This is a genomic window from Photobacterium sp. WH24, assembly GCF_019204055.1.
Taxonomy (GTDB): domain Bacteria; phylum Pseudomonadota; class Gammaproteobacteria; order Enterobacterales; family Vibrionaceae; genus Photobacterium; species Photobacterium arenosum.
Map to the genome: position 1 here is coordinate 29,408 of NZ_JAGSOZ010000022.1, position 15,362 is coordinate 44,769.

At 50.2% G+C, this 15,362-nt stretch carries 16 protein-coding genes; 12 read left to right on the plus strand and 4 right to left on the minus strand.

The features are described from left to right. Positions 1 to 9: 9 nt before the first annotated feature. From KCG43_RS19325 to KCG43_RS19340, 4 genes are all read left to right on the plus strand, one after another. On the plus strand, positions 10 to 456 hold the full coding sequence (locus KCG43_RS19325) for a DoxX family protein (RefSeq protein WP_192014319.1): 447 nt from the start codon (positions 10 to 12) through the stop codon (positions 454 to 456). Between the two features lie 53 nt (positions 457 to 509). Continuing rightward, positions 510 to 1,205: a pirin family protein gene (locus KCG43_RS19330; RefSeq protein ID WP_218386970.1), complete on the plus strand. Its 696-nt coding sequence runs from the start codon at positions 510 to 512 to the stop codon at positions 1,203 to 1,205. Positions 1,206 to 1,409: 204 nt separating this feature from the next. Further along, the gene (gene mog / locus KCG43_RS19335; protein WP_192014316.1) at positions 1,410 to 1,943 is read left to right on the plus strand and encodes a molybdopterin adenylyltransferase; all 534 of its coding nucleotides are present in this window, start codon (positions 1,410 to 1,412) and stop codon (positions 1,941 to 1,943) included. Positions 1,944 to 2,080: 137 nt separating this feature from the next. Next, on the plus strand, positions 2,081 to 3,100 hold the full coding sequence (locus KCG43_RS19340; protein ID WP_218386979.1) for an adenosine deaminase: 1,020 nt from the start codon (positions 2,081 to 2,083) through the stop codon (positions 3,098 to 3,100). 387 nt (positions 3,101 to 3,487) lie between these two features. Here KCG43_RS19340 and KCG43_RS19345 read toward each other — a convergent pair whose 3' ends face one another. Beyond that, the gene (locus KCG43_RS19345) at positions 3,488 to 4,075 is read right to left on the minus strand and encodes a hypothetical protein (protein WP_218386981.1); all 588 of its coding nucleotides are present in this window, start codon (positions 4,073 to 4,075) and stop codon (positions 3,488 to 3,490) included. Between the two features lie 145 nt (positions 4,076 to 4,220). Here KCG43_RS19345 and KCG43_RS19350 point away from each other — a divergent pair, with 145 nt between their 5' ends. Then, positions 4,221 to 4,709, plus strand: coding sequence for a glutathione peroxidase (locus KCG43_RS19350; RefSeq protein ID WP_218386983.1), 489 nt, complete (start codon positions 4,221 to 4,223; stop codon positions 4,707 to 4,709). A 165-nt stretch (positions 4,710 to 4,874) separates the two neighbouring features. Here the strand turns inward: KCG43_RS19350 and KCG43_RS19355 are convergent, their stop codons facing one another. Further along, a complete protein-coding gene (locus tag KCG43_RS19355) occupies positions 4,875 to 5,213 on the minus strand; it encodes a hypothetical protein (RefSeq protein WP_218386985.1) in 339 nt (112 codons plus the stop codon). A gap of 147 nt (positions 5,214 to 5,360) precedes the next feature. Then, positions 5,361 to 6,323 carry a CHAD domain-containing protein gene (locus KCG43_RS19360; RefSeq protein WP_218386987.1) on the minus strand — a complete coding sequence of 321 codons (963 nt, stop codon included), beginning with the start codon at positions 6,321 to 6,323 and terminating at the stop codon, positions 5,361 to 5,363. A gap of 433 nt (positions 6,324 to 6,756) precedes the next feature. Here KCG43_RS19360 and hppD point away from each other — a divergent pair, with 433 nt between their 5' ends. The 3 genes from hppD (at position 6,757) to KCG43_RS19375 (ending at position 11,338) form a co-directional block, all read left to right on the plus strand. Beyond that, positions 6,757 to 7,836 (plus strand): 4-hydroxyphenylpyruvate dioxygenase, encoded by a 1,080-nt coding sequence (gene hppD / locus KCG43_RS19365; protein WP_192014302.1) that lies wholly within the window; start codon positions 6,757 to 6,759, stop codon positions 7,834 to 7,836. A 186-nt stretch (positions 7,837 to 8,022) separates the two neighbouring features. Then, the gene (locus KCG43_RS19370; protein WP_255558105.1) at positions 8,023 to 9,474 is read left to right on the plus strand and encodes a hypothetical protein; all 1,452 of its coding nucleotides are present in this window, start codon (positions 8,023 to 8,025) and stop codon (positions 9,472 to 9,474) included. A gap of 226 nt (positions 9,475 to 9,700) precedes the next feature. Further along, positions 9,701 to 11,338, plus strand: coding sequence for a hypothetical protein (locus KCG43_RS19375; RefSeq protein ID WP_218386989.1), 1,638 nt, complete (start codon positions 9,701 to 9,703; stop codon positions 11,336 to 11,338). Between the two features lie 111 nt (positions 11,339 to 11,449). On the opposite strand, the gene KCG43_RS19380 is transcribed toward KCG43_RS19375, so the two are convergent. Next, positions 11,450 to 12,499, minus strand: coding sequence for a bZIP transcription factor (locus KCG43_RS19380; RefSeq protein ID WP_218386990.1), 1,050 nt, complete (start codon positions 12,497 to 12,499; stop codon positions 11,450 to 11,452). A 431-nt stretch (positions 12,500 to 12,930) separates the two neighbouring features. Between KCG43_RS19380 and KCG43_RS19385 the strand changes: the two genes are divergently transcribed. The 4 genes from KCG43_RS19385 (at position 12,931) to rbsD (ending at position 15,359) form a co-directional block, all read left to right on the plus strand. After that, positions 12,931 to 13,458, plus strand: coding sequence for a CbrC family protein (locus tag KCG43_RS19385; protein WP_192014300.1), 528 nt, complete (start codon positions 12,931 to 12,933; stop codon positions 13,456 to 13,458). 263 nt (positions 13,459 to 13,721) lie between these two features. Further along, a complete protein-coding gene (locus KCG43_RS19390) occupies positions 13,722 to 14,171 on the plus strand; it encodes a thioesterase family protein (protein ID WP_192014298.1) in 450 nt (149 codons plus the stop codon). 81 nt (positions 14,172 to 14,252) lie between these two features. After that, positions 14,253 to 14,501 (plus strand): hypothetical protein, encoded by a 249-nt coding sequence (locus tag KCG43_RS19395; protein ID WP_192014296.1) that lies wholly within the window; start codon positions 14,253 to 14,255, stop codon positions 14,499 to 14,501. Positions 14,502 to 14,939: 438 nt separating this feature from the next. Further along, a complete protein-coding gene (gene rbsD, locus KCG43_RS19400) occupies positions 14,940 to 15,359 on the plus strand; it encodes a D-ribose pyranase (RefSeq protein ID WP_192014294.1) in 420 nt (139 codons plus the stop codon). The last annotated feature ends 3 nt before the right edge of the window (positions 15,360 to 15,362 follow it).

Sequence of the window (15,362 nt, forward strand, 5' to 3'; positions counted from 1 at the left end):
GAAACCCTTATGAATACTTCTTTTATTAAACGCCTGTTAACGTCTTCAGACAGTGTTGCCCCTCTGGCGCTGCGTGTGCCTGCCGGTATCATTTTCATGGCCCATGGCGCACAAAAACTGTTTGGTGCTTTCGGTGGTTATGGTCTGGAAGGCACGGGCCAGTGGATGGCTTCTATAGGTCTGGAGCCTGGCATGCTGATGGCGTTTCTGGCCGGTAGCGGTGAGTTCTTCGGCGGTCTGTTTATCCTGATCGGTTTACTGACACGTCCGGCAGCTTTGGTGCTGGCAATCACTATGGTGGTGGCTATTGTGAGCGTTCACTTACCGAATGGCCTGTTTATGTCTAACGGCGGCTACGAGTTTGGTCTGTCTCTGCTGGCAATCGCGGTATCACTGGTTTTCTCAGGAGCAGGCAAATTGTCGGCTGACTCACTGCTGGCAAAACGCGTCCGCTAAGGGCGCGCTCAGCCTGACTAATCCTTTGTCGACATCATTTAAGAGGTGACATTATGCTGGAAATCAGACGTGCTGCAGAGCGTGGCAGAGCCTCGTTCGGATGGCTTGATAGTCGTCATACCTTCTCGTTCGGTCATTATTACGATCCTGAGCATATGGGCTATTCGGCGCTGCGGGTGATAAATGATGATACCGTCCGCGCCGGTGCCGGGTTTGATACCCATGGTCATCAAGACATGGAAATTATCAGCTATGTGCTGGAAGGCGAAATTGCCCATAAAGACAGCGCAGGTAACATCAAGCGTTTACCGGCGGGTGAATTTCAGCTGATGTCGGCCGGTAAAGGGATATATCACAGCGAGTTCAATGCGTCGCAGCACGACACACTGAAATTTCTGCAAATCTGGATTCAGCCGGATCAGCTTGGTGGCGAGCCGGGCTACCAGCAGAAAGACTTTGGTCAGCGTGAAGGCTTGACCCCAGTGATCACGCCGGACGGTGAGAACGGTACGTTGTCCATTAAGCAGGATGCCCGGCTCAGCCAGCTGATTTTAGCGGCAGGTGAATCTCTGACCCTGACACAGCAAGCCGGACGCCGGTTTTATCTGCATCAGATCAAAGGCCAACTGACGGTAGAAGGTGAGATCTTATCACCAGGGGACGGACTGAAGGTGGATCATCAGCCTGAGCTGATTGTATCCAATCAGGGCGATGTTTCGGTCACAGCTCTGGTGTTTGACTTACCCTAAAGGTTTTCCGAACGGTAAAGATTGCTTACACTAGCGCAGGGGCTGCTTATCTGTTCGTGATGTCTGACAGCTGTGATGCTAGACAGCCTGAAGACATACAGCCTTGAAGACAGACAGGTTGTGATTGCAAACAGATAAGCGGCTCCTGTTTGCCACGTGATGTGGCCAGTTCGCAATGACAAGGCTTTGGCCTGAGGAGAAAAAATGACAACAGCGAAAATTGGGATTGTCACCGTCAGTGACAGGGCGAGTGCGGGTGTTTATGAAGACCTTTCCGGGCAGGCGATCATTGAGACGCTGAAAGCGTATCTGACCTCACCGTGGGAACCTGTCTACGAAGTGATTCCTGATGAGCGTGATGTCATTGAGTCCACCTTAATTCGCATGGCTGATGAAGAAGAGTGCTGCCTGATAGTCACAACCGGCGGAACAGGCCCGGCGAAACGTGATGTTACCCCTGAAGCGACAGAAGCTGTGTGCGATCGCATGATGCCTGGTTTTGGTGAACTGATGCGGGCCGAATCTCTGAAGTTTGTGCCAACTGCTATTTTGTCACGCCAGACGGCAGGACTGCGCGACGATACGCTGATCGTGAATCTTCCCGGTAAACCTAAGTCTATCCGTGAATGTCTGGACGCGGTATTCCCGGCCATCCCGTATTGTATTGATCTGATGGAAGGGCCTTATCTGGAAAGCGATGAAAGCGTGATTAAGGTGTTCCGTCCAAAACAGAAATAAGCCGCTGTTTTCCCTGTTGGTCACTGCGTCACACCGGCAGGGAAAATCTCCCTTCTTCTCCATCTTACTGATTTTGCAATCTACACTTTAAACACTATCCCCAAATTACCTGTGTAGAGAGTCAAGAGGTCAGTGCTATGGAAAGCTTCATCCGAACCCTGCCGAAAGTTGAACTGCATGTCCATATTGAAGGGACATTAGAGCCAGAACTGATGTTTGAACTGGCGCAACGCAACCAGATCCCTTTGCCCTATGCCAGTGTTGAAGAAGCCCGGGCCGCCTATCAGTTTGATGATCTTCAGTCTTTTCTGGATATGTATTATCTCGGTGCGGCTGTCCTGCAGACTGAGCAGGACTTTTACGATCTCACCTGGGCGTATCTGCTGCATTGTCAGCAGGATCATGTCATGCATACCGAACTCTTTTTTGATCCGCAAACCCACACTGAGCGCGGCGTGACATTTCAGACAGTGATGGCCGGCATTACCCGGGCACTGGCCGACGGGGAGCAAAAATTGTCGATTTCAAGCCGGCTCATCATGTGCTTTCTGCGCCATCTCAGTGAGGATGCGGCGTTTGAAACTCTGGCTCAGGCGATGTCGTATCAGGAATACATTATTGGTGTTGGGCTGGATTCTTCTGAGAATGGCCATCCGCCGGAAAAATTCCGCCGTGTGTTTGAAAAAGCACACGATGCCGGGTTTTTGACCGTCGCCCACGCCGGCGAAGAAGGGCCGGCCAGTCATATTCGTGATGCGATATCGCTGCTTCGGGTGTCCCGAATCGATCATGGCGTGCAGTGTAGTCAGGATCCGGCGCTGGTGCATGAACTGATCCGCAATCAGATGCCTTTGACTGTTTGTCCTTTATCGAACGTTAAACTCAGGGTGTTTGATCACATGGCGGATCACAACATCATAGAGCTGCTGCGCAAAGGCGTGTGCGTGACGATCAATTCCGATGATCCGGCTTATTTTGGAGGTTACATGACGGACAATTTTCTGGCTGTAGCCGAGGCGTTTGAGGTAACAAAAGAAGAAATGGCTTTATTTACCGCCAACGCTATCCGGGCCAGCTTTTTGCCGGATGAAGAAAAAGCGCAGTTGCAGGAGCGCCTGGAGCATTACCTGTCTGTGCAGCTCCATCCGATACTGTAAAACAGATAAAAAAAACGCCTGTCAAAGGCATGACAGGCGGGGGAAATAAATCAACTCAAACTGCGTTAAAGACCCTGGCGGCTTTTTCCGTTCCGGGCATCTTAGCTGCAGGAGTTTTAAAGGAACAACATACTTGGTTAAAGCGTAGGCGGTATTATAGGGGTGATTAAAAAACGCGCAACGATCACTTTTGTAAAAAATGTATAGTCAAATGTTAAACATCAACCTTGTCAAAACATTAGGCGGATAACTTTTTTATTAGCAAAGACATAAAAAAAGCAGCCAGCCTGCTAGCTGTATGATTTAACATGATTTATTTGCTGTTTTTTCACTTTTTTATCTCAGCGTAAACACCGGGTTTTCGGGATCTGCCGTATGTTTTCAGTTTCACCGATGAAATATACGCTGAAACCAGCCTCTGAGTGAGTTTATGAAACTGACAGAGGACGTATTCTGCTCTGTGCCCCTCGCATTGTCGCGGGCTGATGCTTTACCTTGATAATAGGCCTGCATAAAGCGGCGCCGGGTTTGCTCAGCGCGGCTGTGGCTTGGCCCTGTGGCATCATCCGGAAACAGCAGGCTAGCGCTGGACTGCGCGTGATCGGCGGCATAGCTGAGATCGATCTGCTGATAACCGAGTACCAGCATCCACAGGCGTGTGACCAGCAGAAAATGGCCATGATGCTGGTTGTCGAAACGTGCCGCATGTTCCTTGCCAAGTTGCTGCACGAACAGATCATTCATTGCATGACTTTGGCTCTCCGTACTCTGATATTGCTCAAGTGCAGATAAATGCGTTTTGGTCATCAGCCCCAGTAAAAGATCGTCGCCTTTGCTGTTTGGCCGTTGCTGCTGCAGTGAGGAAAATTCTGTTTCAAGCTGGCTGAGCAGTACGTCTAAGCTTGCGTTTTCAGCCTGGTTAAAGTCTAAGCTTCTGAGGCCCATAGCGGTCAGTTGCTGGCTAAATGAAGACACTGAGGTTCCCCGGCAGTTACGTTTCAGATGTGGTGGGGGGCCAGTATACGGTTTTAAAGAACAATTCCCAGTTGAACAGCTGTGCCTGATAAACTGGCCACACAAAGACACCATGCTTGAAGCATGACAGGTAAGGAACAGAGTTATGGCGGCATTTTACGATTTTTCAGTCACCAGCCTGCAAGGCGAGCTACTGCCATTAAGCACTTACAAAGGGAAAGTTGTGTTGGTGGTGAATACCGCCAGTCAATGTGGCTTTACGCCGCAATATCAGGGCCTGCAGTCGCTTTATGAGACATACCGTGAGCAGGGTTTGGTGATTCTCGGTTTTCCCTGCAATCAGTTTGGTCAGCAGGAACCGGGTAATAGCGAAGCCATCAGTGAGTTTTGCGAAATTAACTATGGCGTTGATTTTCCCATGTTTGAAAAGGTGGATGTCAAAGGAGCGACCAGTCATCCGCTGTTTGCCTATCTGACCGGCGCTTTACCTGGCCTGCTGGGAAAAAATATCAAATGGAACTTCACCAAGTTCCTGATTGGCCGGGATGGCCAGCCGATTAAACGTTACGCGCCACTGACCAAGCCAGAGGCGCTGGAAGCGGATATTAAAGCTGCCATCAAAGCGGATATCTGAGACAGAGGCTGAGACTAAGATCGCGTCAGTCTGTTGTGAAAACTGATTCCGGCCAGTAGCAGACTGGCCGGCATCGCTTAATGCTTTCTGCTTAATAAAGGCTTTCTGATTAGCAAAGGCTTTCTGATTCGCTAAAGGCTCTCAGACCAGCTATAGACTGTCTGGTCAGCTTGAAGCGGGCGCATTGGCCCGGCAGTCGCTGATTTTGCTCAGTGCCGGTTGCATGGCTTCAATCGACAGGCGAACACGCTTTGCACCTTCCGTCTGCATGGTGCCGGGCTGAGTTAAGGAATGAATAGGGTGCTGCTCTGGTTGGCTGCATTGAATGGCTGAAATGGTGTTAAAAACACCCAGGGCGTAACCCAGACACAAGGACTCATTCTGATAAGTGCGAAGGCAGTCGTTCATAAAGGCTTGTTGCGCATCGGCCGCTGCAGCCTGGGGTGTTACAGACAGTGCAAACAGGGTGGAGAGAGTCAGTGTTATTGTTCTGATTGATTTCATACGCACTTCCTTTCATTTGTGTTTCATTCATTAATAGCAAAGCGCTGAAAATAAAGCGTGATTGGTCTCTCAGCTTGTATTGCTGTTTAATGAAGCTTTTATGAAATGTGCATGATGCCGCAAAAAATCTCCCGTCCGATGTCCTGTTCAGGGTTTATATATCTTTTCGAAGGATTTTTGAGGAGCAGCAAAGGCATACTGGTTGACATGATCGATAACACTGATTTTATGATCGGCATGCTGCTTTTGGCTGAATGTCAGTAAACGAGAGATTGCGTTATGGCGTTTTGATCCTGGCTTTTGCTGCTCAAGATACTGATTGAGAAAATCCATCTGTACCGCACTGTCGTTAAAGTAACCAAGGGAATCCTGCAGCGCTTTCAGCTGCTTGATGTGATCTTTCATGACTTTGCGCGGAAAAATCGGGGCAAAATACTCCAGAAGATAACGGAGCTTTTTGCAGGAAATTCTGAGCTCGTGAATGTGTTCGTCCGGGTTGGCGTAACCGATGGATTGACAGACATTCTGTGTTTTATTGAAGTGTTTCCAGATACATTTTTTTGCAAACGGCAGGCTGGGCTTTTTTCCTGCATCTGTCGGTTTCACGTTCAGTTCATCCAGTAACCCGACTATCTGGGCGCATTGTTGTTGATAGTCGGCAGATTTCAGCCACTCTTTAATTTGCTTTTGCAACACTATCCGTCTGTCCTGCAAGTCGTTAAAGAACAGGATCAACCCCTGATGATACTCATGATCCAGCGCATCGAAATAAGGCTCCATGTTGCCTAAATACACATCCAGATCCCGCAGTTCATTGGTTTTCTGCATCAAGGTTTTCAGGGCGTTCTGAATCATCTGTTTTTGCTGCGGCAGGAAAATGGCACTGAGCAGGCTGAGCAAGGCACGACAGCGCCGGAGTGACACACGGTACTGGTGCAGGAATTCTGTATCGTCATCGCGGATCAGCCCTGCCTCGTGGCGTCGGGCATGCTGAAATTCGCTTTTCAGAAAATGATAAGTCGGCAAGTAAATTGCGCTGTCTTTTTTCAGGGCAACTGACGTTTTTTTCCGCTGCGGTAAACGCAGTTTATCCCTTTTATTTACGCTCATTACAATGACCTCCTCCATAACCATAGTCAGGGGCTGTTTATCTTTCGAATCTCGACAGAGCCGGCAACACAGTCTCGCGGTTGTGATTGCCGCGAAGAGTTGGTTGCTTCTCTTATGCAGGTTGCTACGCAATCACTTCAGAGCAGTACTCCAGCGCATACGCCTATGTAAAGCTTTCTACACTATTTTTCAATTTTATGAAATGGCTTGATTTCATGGTGTCTCAGGTTCTTACGCTGTTCTCATTACCTGTAATGGATGGGGTGCTCATTGAGCTCAAATGGCTGGCAAGCTGGCTTTACAAACTATTTTTACATTGCGTTAACCTTAGTTTTACAACTGGCTTCTCAACCCCTCTCTGTGGTGCTAATTCTATAGGTAAGGAATCGCTGAACAGGCGTCAGCAAAGTAACCAATATGTGAGGATATACGGATGAGTGAAATGATGAAAAATCCTATGGGCACGGACGGCTTCGAGTTTGTTGAGTATACCGCACCGACGCCAGAGGGTATTGCCAATCTCAAAAACCTGTTCCGGCTGATGGGCTTCGCTGAAGTTGCCAAGCATAAACATAAATCAGTCTGGCTATACCGCCAGGGTGACATTAACTTTATCATTAACGGTGAACAGCATTCTCAGGCTGCCGGTTTTGCCGGTGTTCACGGTGCGAGCGTTAACGCGATGGCATTTCGTGTGAAAGACTCGACGCTGGCTCTGGAACACGCGGTGGACAACGGGGCGACAGCTTGTCCTGCTCAGGCCGGTCCGATGGAGCTGAATATTCCGGCCGTGTACGGTATCGGCGAATCTCTGATCTATCTGGTTGATCGTTATGGTGAGCACGATATCTATGAGATCGACTTCGACTATTACCCGGATTATCAGGAACGCCTGGCTAATCAGGATGCCGGTTTACATACCCTGGATCACCTGACTCACAACGTGAAGCAAGGAAATATGGATCTGTGGGCGGGCTTTTATGAGCGTATTGCCAACTTCCGTGAGATCCGCCACTTTGACATCAAAGGTAAAGTCACTGGCCTGCTGTCTCGCGCTATGACGGCGCCATGCGGAAAAATCCGTATTCCAATCAATGAATCCAGTGACGATAAATCACAGATTGCAGAGTATCTGGATCAATACAATGGCGAAGGCATCCAGCATATCGCTTTGAGCACAGACAATATTTTCGAGACGGTGACACGGCTGAAAAAGAACGGTCTGGCCTTCATGGATACCCCTGATACCTACTATGAAGGGGTGAATAAGCGTATTCCTGGTCATCAGGAAGATCTGGCGAAACTTCAAGATCTGAAAATCCTGATTGATGGTGATGAAACCGGCATTTTGCTGCAGATCTTTACCGATACCGTTATTGGTCCTGTGTTCTTTGAAATTATTCAGCGTAAAGGCAACGAAGGCTTCGGTGAAGGTAACTTCCAGGCGCTGTTTGAATCGATTGAACTGGATCAAATCCGCCGTGGTGTAATTCAGGTGCCGGATAACGCTTAACTTTATCCGCTCACTGACACAAACAAAGATATGAGCAAGCCCGCACGGCCAGGTGCGGGCTTTTTTCTTTTGGTTTTCTTGCGTTGTTCTCATAGCCGGCAGACACCAAACCAGGTGATTATCTGCTTCACTTACAGGAGTCGGGTTCAGTTATTTATCGACGCTGGGATTATCAGGAGAGGGGATATGATGCGTGTGCTGACTCTGTTGTCTTTCCTGTTGGTGACAGCCTGTACATCCCTGCCTGAGCCGATCCCGGATTCTATTCCGGCCCAGCAGCAAATCTACACACGCTCACAAGCCGACTGTGTTGATCTGCTCACGGACTTTAAGCGTACGGTTCAGCAACAGGGCGTACAAGATGCGCAGCTGACATGGGACCCGAGATTTCCGCACCTGGCTTTCGACCGTTTCAGTCTGTCCTGGCTATTTGAGCTGACTGATCGCGAAAGCAAACGCCAATGGCTGGACTATGTGTCACATCAGGCCGCCGTACAGCGGCAGGCGGAATATCAGAACCTGCCGGATAACACCGCTTATGGGTTAAAGCCGCTCGATCTGTGTGCAGAGCAGCTGGTCGGCCGCAGCCTGTATCAGCCCGCTCTGTGGTCAGCACTCATCACAGAGCCGCCTCAGTTGCCATCCGGCTACGCGACCTGGCAACGGGTACTGGGGCTGTACCCGGTCACACAACATTTTGCCAGACCTTCGATGGACAAAGAAAAGCGGCGTCTGATCAGCCATTTTATCCAACCTGTTGAGGGTTATGCGATCCGTTACGCGCCAGAAGACCGGCCATCCCTTAACCGCTTGCAGATACAGGCGTGGTTTCGTCAGGCAAGGGAGAGGTCGGCACTGTCATGGCCGCTGCTAAGCGCAGAGCAGCAGCAAAGTCTGCTTAGCTTTTACGCGCCGGTTTTTCAGGTCGAAACCCGCTCGCGGGATGACTTTCCCGGTCAGGTCCGTTATTTCACCCCCAGTCAGCCTGGGGTCGTTCCCCAGAAGCCGACCCTGTATACCCATGTCAGCTATACCCGCTTTTATGGACAGACCCTGATGCAGCTGAACTACACGTTGTGGTTCGCCAACCGCACCGCACGCTCAGGGTTTGATCCGTATGCAGGTCAGTTTGATGGGGTGTTGCTGAGGCTAACGCTGGATGCTGACGGACAACCTTACATTCTGGACAGTATTCACCATTGCGGCTGTTATCACATGGTGTTTGCCCTGTCACCGGCTCTCACTTTTGCTCCGCCGGGCAACAAAGCGGAATGGCCTGTTACCCTGCAAGTCTATACCGGGCATCAGACAGACAAGCTGGGGGTGACCTTATCGTTTGGCGAGCATATGGTGAAAGATGTGCAATGGCTGCGGCATGATGTCCGGGCACGCGTATTGACTGTATTGCCTTACGATAAGTTGCGCAGTTTACCTGTAGCAACAAGCCACAATAAGAGCCTGTTCAATTCGCAGGCGATGTTACCGGCCAGTGTGCGCGCAGAGCGGTTTTATCTCTGGCCGCTCGGGGTTAAATCGCCGGGGACTCAGCGTCAGCTGGGCCATCATGCGACCGCGTTTATTGGCAAGCGCCATTTTGATGAACCTTTCCTGCTTGAGGTGCTCTTTCAAAAACCTTAATGGTTTGCCATTCAATCTATTAGGGAAAATAAACAGACGGCAGTCTCAATTACCGGAACTGAGCCGTATCCAGATTTCTACACTCATGACATTGCATCATCTTAATAGGGTGTCAGGCTGCTGCCCGTTCTGGTTTATGCCAGGACATTGCACTGTGCTATGACAAGGTAAATGCTTTGTTCGATACCCGGGTCGCGCTCAAAGGGCATTCGCCACTGGTGAACGTATGATAATAAAAAACATTCAGGTTCTCTTCTTCACGCTTACGATTGGCTTTGTCTTGTCATCTGTGGCTGATGCTCGTGGTGATCGGTATGGGTCGTCCGATCCGGCTACGCCATTAGCAATTATGACTCTGGAAAGGGGAACTGTTGCTTTTGAGCAAGTGACGTTTGATCTTGAAATTGGCACCATCGCTGAGAGTGACTGGGGGCAGTTCAGAGTGAGGCTGGATCACTTGATCGATCGCCGTGGCAAACCGGTTGGCCCCGGGTATGTGAATGTATTCTTCTATCCGGATTCAGGCTCCGAGGCAGGGACACCCGTCTGGGCCGTGGATAATCTGTTTGTGCCCGGTTCTGCAGTCAAAATGGGTAAAACGCACGGCAAAAAAACACATACTGCAGACAATTATTACCATGTTTGGGCTGCTGATGGTCGGGGAGGCAATCAATGGGGGAGCCATGAATGGGGAAAAGAGGACGGGAGAAAACATGGTGGATCCCGTTCTGTTCCTGCTGTGAGCCGGCGGGCTGATGCAACGGTTTATTTCGACTTACGTCCGGGTACGGATGGGGAAGGATCGGTGCAGCAAGTCAGGGCGACGGTTCTCTTCTCATCGCAACCATTGCCCAATATTACCGATATCGTTCAGTTTGCTAACCAATTTTCACCGCAGATGTATCCGGTTCGCACTACTGTGGTCAAAGCTGAAGGCGCCGGACATGTTGATGGCCGGGTGAGCCCGGTTTCATCAACTATTCCCAATACTTTATCTCTTGGTAGACCACCGCAACCGGCTTTACCTGCACCGTCACTGCCAGACGATCTCAGCTTTCCGATTCAGGTGGTGCAGTCTGATCAGCCGAATCTGGACTCTGCACGGAACCAGTGTGTTCCGATTGCCAATGCCAACGCGTTGCAGTATCTGGAGGACCGCTATGACAATGTACCGCTCGCCTGGCGGGTACCGCAGTTACATATTCGCGGTATTGGTCAGATTGGCGCGGCTGGTGACGTGTTAACCTGGACCCCTGTACCGGAAAACAGCTTGGTCGCCAATATCGACAGCTATGGTCGTCGGGATAACGTCCATGACTTAAACACTGGCTCTTACACGACATTCTGCGGACTGATTCGTGGCTTGTTTGGGTATCTGGCCGACTCGGCTTCCGGTTCGCTTGATGTGGTTCATTTTCGCCATCAGGGCAGTAGCTCGGTCGTATTGGGCGACAATGCAGATTGTGACAACGGGACGGTACTCATGAGCGACATAACTTCCCAGCAGGAAGGTAACTTTCCAACCTGGGAATGGATGTTCAATGAGCTGTCGCAAGGTCGTGCAGTGACCATTTTGTTCAGTTGGTATGACATCAACGGGGAATGGAAAGGCGGTCATAGTGTCAGGGTGTACGGCGCAGCTCTCATTAATAATAAACATTACATCATGACGCTGGATGATGGCGAGCAGGGTGATAACTTCAGCAATGTATCCGATCCGCGAACGCAGCAATGGGAAGTCGCAGATACCGGGCGGCCGGGGCTGGATGGGGTGCCGGATGGACGTCTGAATATGAACGGGATGAGCTGGGAAATCGACTTTGCGCTTTCCTTTGAGGCGAAACCAACGCTGCTCATTCCCTGAGTGTGCTCTCTTTCGACCCAATCAAAAAGCGGGAATCAGACTCCCGCTTTCTTTATATTGTCTCGCTGGCACCCAAGCGCTCATATGTGCTTGGTGGGCAGATACCAGGGTTTATGCTTCCGCCTGAGCCTGTAGCCCGTGCCACTGGAAATGGTGGTTTGGCTTCTTACTGACCAGGCCTTCCCCCATCATGCGGTGGAACACCTCATCGACTTCATCAGCCGAGAGCTTCAGCGCCCGTATAATGGCCCGTTTTGAGCAGCTGACGGAATCAGACGTGAGTGCATCTACCACGCGATCGTAGGGCGACAGGGAGGGCGCTTCTTTGGCGCTTGCAGACTGAGATTCGCGGGCCGCTTCAATGGCTAAGGTTGCCATACTGGCTGTGCCTGTATGATCACTTGCTGGGCTATTTTCAGGTTCTGGCGGGTTGGACCCTGCGGCAGATTGCCTGACAGTCGTGTCTGAGACATAAATGGCATGGCGCTGGTTAAATTGCTGACGAAAACGCAGCTCTTCACCGATCAATCCGACAAAGAAAGCGGCAAAGAAATCCAGCAGAACAGAGAGAAAGATCACCAGCCCGAGCTGCGCTGCTTCGTTGCTGACTTTGAGGGTTTTTGCCAGACCGTCAATTAAACCCAGCACTGAGCCCTGGCTGACCACAGGCAGGTTGTCCCGCTCCATTGCCAGCGCTTGCTGCTGCTCGCGCAGCTTGCTGTTTTCTCGCTGAATACGGGTGACACCCGTGGCGATACGCTCCATTCTGATGTACTTCTGCGCCGCCTCATTGTTCAGATCGATCTGCTTTTCAATGGCGTCAATCTGCATGTTGTAAGCGTTGATTTTGCTCTGCTGTACTGTGACATGGCTCTGAGCCTGATTAGTGGCACTTTGAATGCCGCCGACTGAACCGCCGATGGAAATCGCCGCCAGTACAGAATAAAAAGCCAACGCGCAGGCGGCCCCTGAGTAGCTGCGTCTGGCGCGGCGTTCGCCAAATTCATACCAGGCGAAGAATTTACCCAGTTCGAAAATAACCGCCAGACCGCCAAAGAGGATCTGCATCACAGGGTTGTCGTCGATAGACAAAAACAGCAACAGTGAAAAAATGATGGAAGCCAGAATGGAAGCGCTGGTAAAGCTGTATACCGTCCACATGGCGAATCGGCCTTTCGGAAAGCGAACAGTGCCTGTCCCGGGTAGAGCGTTGTCTGAAACCATAATAGTGTTTTAATGCCGGCAGGGCTTACAGCCCAAAAAGAGAGTGATTAATTAGCGGGGTAGGATACCGGAAAATCCGGGTCACGCGGCATGAAAAAGGGGTTGCGCGTGCCTTGAGCCGGAAATTTGCACAGCGCTGTCATAACTGGTGAAAGCTTGTTCATCTCAGCGTTCAGGGCTTTATTGCTGCGTTGCTCAAAAAGTGATCGTGCTTCGGAAATGGTGCTTCGCAGGGCCTGAACCTTACTTTGTCGCTAAATCTTAACCTGATCTTGCCGCATAAGATTGATGCCAGAGTGGCTCTTCACTTTGGTGTGTATGACAAGAATGGCTACAAAACCATCGGTTAAGACAAAGGAATACAAATAGTGACTCTTCCGAAATTCACCTATCACCCCGATCCGCTGGCGACTGGTGCTGTAGTGAAAAGCATGAAAGTGTGCGATTGCTGTGGCGAGGCGCGAGGCTATCTGTACAGCGGCAGTATTTATTCCCAGCGGGATGTTGAATGGCTGTGCCCATGGTGCATCGCTGATGGCTCGGCAGCCAGAGAATTTAAAGCCTCGTATTCTGATGATTTTCCGCTGGACGGCGCTGGCCTGAAGCGGGAAGTGATTGCTGAGGTTTGCCAGCGCACGCCTGGTTATCAGTCCTGGCGTCAGGAAGTCTGGCTTGATCATTGTGGTGATGCCTGCGAATTCCACGGTTTTGCCGAGCATGATGAACTCAAAGCATTAAGCGGACAGGCACTAAAGGCATTTTTGAGCCGTCACATGCTTAAAGCGAATTTATGGCAGGACATCCTGGATACCTATGAAAAAGGCGGTAACCCGGCGGTGTATAAGTTCAGATGCCGGCATTGTGGCGACATTCTCTACGGCATGGATTTTCTCTGATTGTGAATACGGCGTTCTGAACAGCTCCAGCCTGATCCTCTCGCTCTCCTTCGTATAGGGGAGGGAATATGCAGTGCTTCAGCAAACTCAGTACGATCCCTTTCCTTGCCAAGGGGGAGGGGTCATGCCGATCGCGGCAACCGATAAGGCCAGTGAAGCACTATTGTCTACTTCTCATTTCTGTGGTTCGATGTTGTGGTAATGTTGCAAAACAGTTAGATTAAATGCTCTAACACAACGTATTTTGCCTTTGAGGAGCCATCATGGACGCAATTCTTCAACAGTACCCTGTGGTTACTGAAATTCCGGTTGCCTGGGGGGAGATGGACGCCCTGAATCACGTCAATAATGTGGTTTATTTTCGTTACTTTGAAACCGCCCGTCTGGATTACTTCAAAGAAGCCGCGCTGATGGACGACATCAAAGACACCGGTATCGGCCCGGTACTGAGTGACACCAGCGCCCGTTATCGCCTGCCTGTTACTTATCCTGATACTTTGCTGGTCGGCTCCCGCGTCAGCAAAATTGAAGATGACCGTTTTACTATGGAGTACGAAATTTTCAGTAAGAAAATGGGGGCGATTACGACCCGTGGTACAGCCCAGGTTGTGATGTTTGATTTCAAAAACAACAGCAAAGCCAAAATCTCTCCTAAACTCCGAGACACCATCGAAGCCATCGAAGCGCGTAAGGAATTACCGGCAAGCGCCTGATCTGACCAATGACTTTGAATGAAACGAAAGACGCCTTATTCAGCCTCTATAATCAGAAGTAGGGCGAATAAGGAGTCTTTTATGTTTATTGCGACAGAGCACAGGATCACGGATCTGGACACGTTTTCGCAAAAAGCCGGCCCGGCACTGGGGCAGCCCCCTGCGGGCATGCGTTTACAAACGGTATTACTGGATAGAGACGATCACTGCTGTCGCTGTATCTGGGAGGCGGATTCGATTGAAAGTGTGCAGAACTATCTTGAGCCTGAACTGGGCTCCGCATCCGCTACCGTGTATTACCTGCTCGATCCCGAGACTGCAATCGGTTGAAAAGCGTTTCAGCCGCAGCAATAAAAAAATCGTCGAGCCAGAGAGTGCCAGTACCGTCCTCTGAATACTTCGTTGATACCATATAATACCAGTTGTCTATAAGCGCAGAGGCACCGGATGTCTCTGCTTTTGGCTGTTTTGTTTACCCTTTATTCCCCATCCTACCGCGATGTAGATCACCTTTTCAGTGTCTCTTACTGATAGTTCTGACGATCCTAATCACAGTTCATCTTTTCGCCTGCTGCAAAGAAGTCAAACTTGATTAGAATTCATCGAAACGTTTCGATAGCTTTTTACCAACCATAAAAATGCCGGAATATCGAAAATGCATTATTGCCTGTGTTGAGATAGATAAACCGAATTTTTGACGACGTTAGGCGATTTTTATCGCTATTTGATGATTTTAAGCCAGTGCTTGCCAAGCCAGGGTGATGAAGAATGAAAAAAAGTACTCTACTGCACGCGGAACTGTCCTATCTGGTTGCGACGTTGGGACATACCGATGAAGTGACGATTTGTGATGCAGGACTACCTGTTCCGGCATCCGTTCAGCGGATCGATCTGGCGCTCACTCATGGTGTGCCCGGTTTCATTGAAACCGTTCGAACCTTCTTGTCTGAGTCGCAAATTGAAGGTGTGGTGATGGCCGAAGAGTTCAGGCAAGTGAGTCCGGCACTTCATGCGTCGCTGCTGGGATTGCTTCAGGAAGAACAGGCGCGCATTGGCCGAGACATTACGGTGACTTATCTGCCTCACGAAGTGTTCAAGCAGCGAACGCATAACAGCCGGGCTGTGGTCCGGACGGGTGAATGCACCCCGTATGCAAACGTGATTTTTCAGGCCGGTGTGGTGTTCTGACCA

Bases quoted from the DNA above. Each gene is read 5' to 3' on its own strand.
- KCG43_RS19330 (WP_218386970.1), top strand. From the start codon at position 510: ATGCTGGAAATCAGACGTGCTGCAGAGCGTGGCAGAGCCTCGTTCGGA.
- KCG43_RS19395 (WP_192014296.1), top strand. From the start codon at position 14,253: ATGTTTATTGCGACAGAGCACAGGATCACGGATCTGGACACGTTTTCG.
- KCG43_RS19380 (WP_218386990.1), bottom strand. From the start codon at position 12,499: ATGTGGACGGTATACAGCTTTACCAGCGCTTCCATTCTGGCTTCCATC.
- KCG43_RS19355 (WP_218386985.1), bottom strand. From the start codon at position 5,213: ATGAAATCAATCAGAACAATAACACTGACTCTCTCCACCCTGTTTGCA.
- hppD (WP_192014302.1), top strand. From the start codon at position 6,757: ATGAGTGAAATGATGAAAAATCCTATGGGCACGGACGGCTTCGAGTTT.
- KCG43_RS19340 (WP_218386979.1), top strand. From the start codon at position 2,081: ATGGAAAGCTTCATCCGAACCCTGCCGAAAGTTGAACTGCATGTCCAT.
- KCG43_RS19375 (WP_218386989.1), top strand. From the start codon at position 9,701: ATGATAATAAAAAACATTCAGGTTCTCTTCTTCACGCTTACGATTGGC.
- KCG43_RS19350 (WP_218386983.1), top strand. From the start codon at position 4,221: ATGGCGGCATTTTACGATTTTTCAGTCACCAGCCTGCAAGGCGAGCTA.
- KCG43_RS19370 (WP_255558105.1), top strand. From the start codon at position 8,023: ATGATGCGTGTGCTGACTCTGTTGTCTTTCCTGTTGGTGACAGCCTGT.
- KCG43_RS19325 (WP_192014319.1), top strand. From the start codon at position 10: ATGAATACTTCTTTTATTAAACGCCTGTTAACGTCTTCAGACAGTGTT.
- KCG43_RS19390 (WP_192014298.1), top strand. From the start codon at position 13,722: ATGGACGCAATTCTTCAACAGTACCCTGTGGTTACTGAAATTCCGGTT.
- rbsD (WP_192014294.1), top strand. From the start codon at position 14,940: ATGAAAAAAAGTACTCTACTGCACGCGGAACTGTCCTATCTGGTTGCG.
- mog (WP_192014316.1), top strand. From the start codon at position 1,410: ATGACAACAGCGAAAATTGGGATTGTCACCGTCAGTGACAGGGCGAGT.
- KCG43_RS19360 (WP_218386987.1), bottom strand. From the start codon at position 6,323: ATGAGCGTAAATAAAAGGGATAAACTGCGTTTACCGCAGCGGAAAAAA.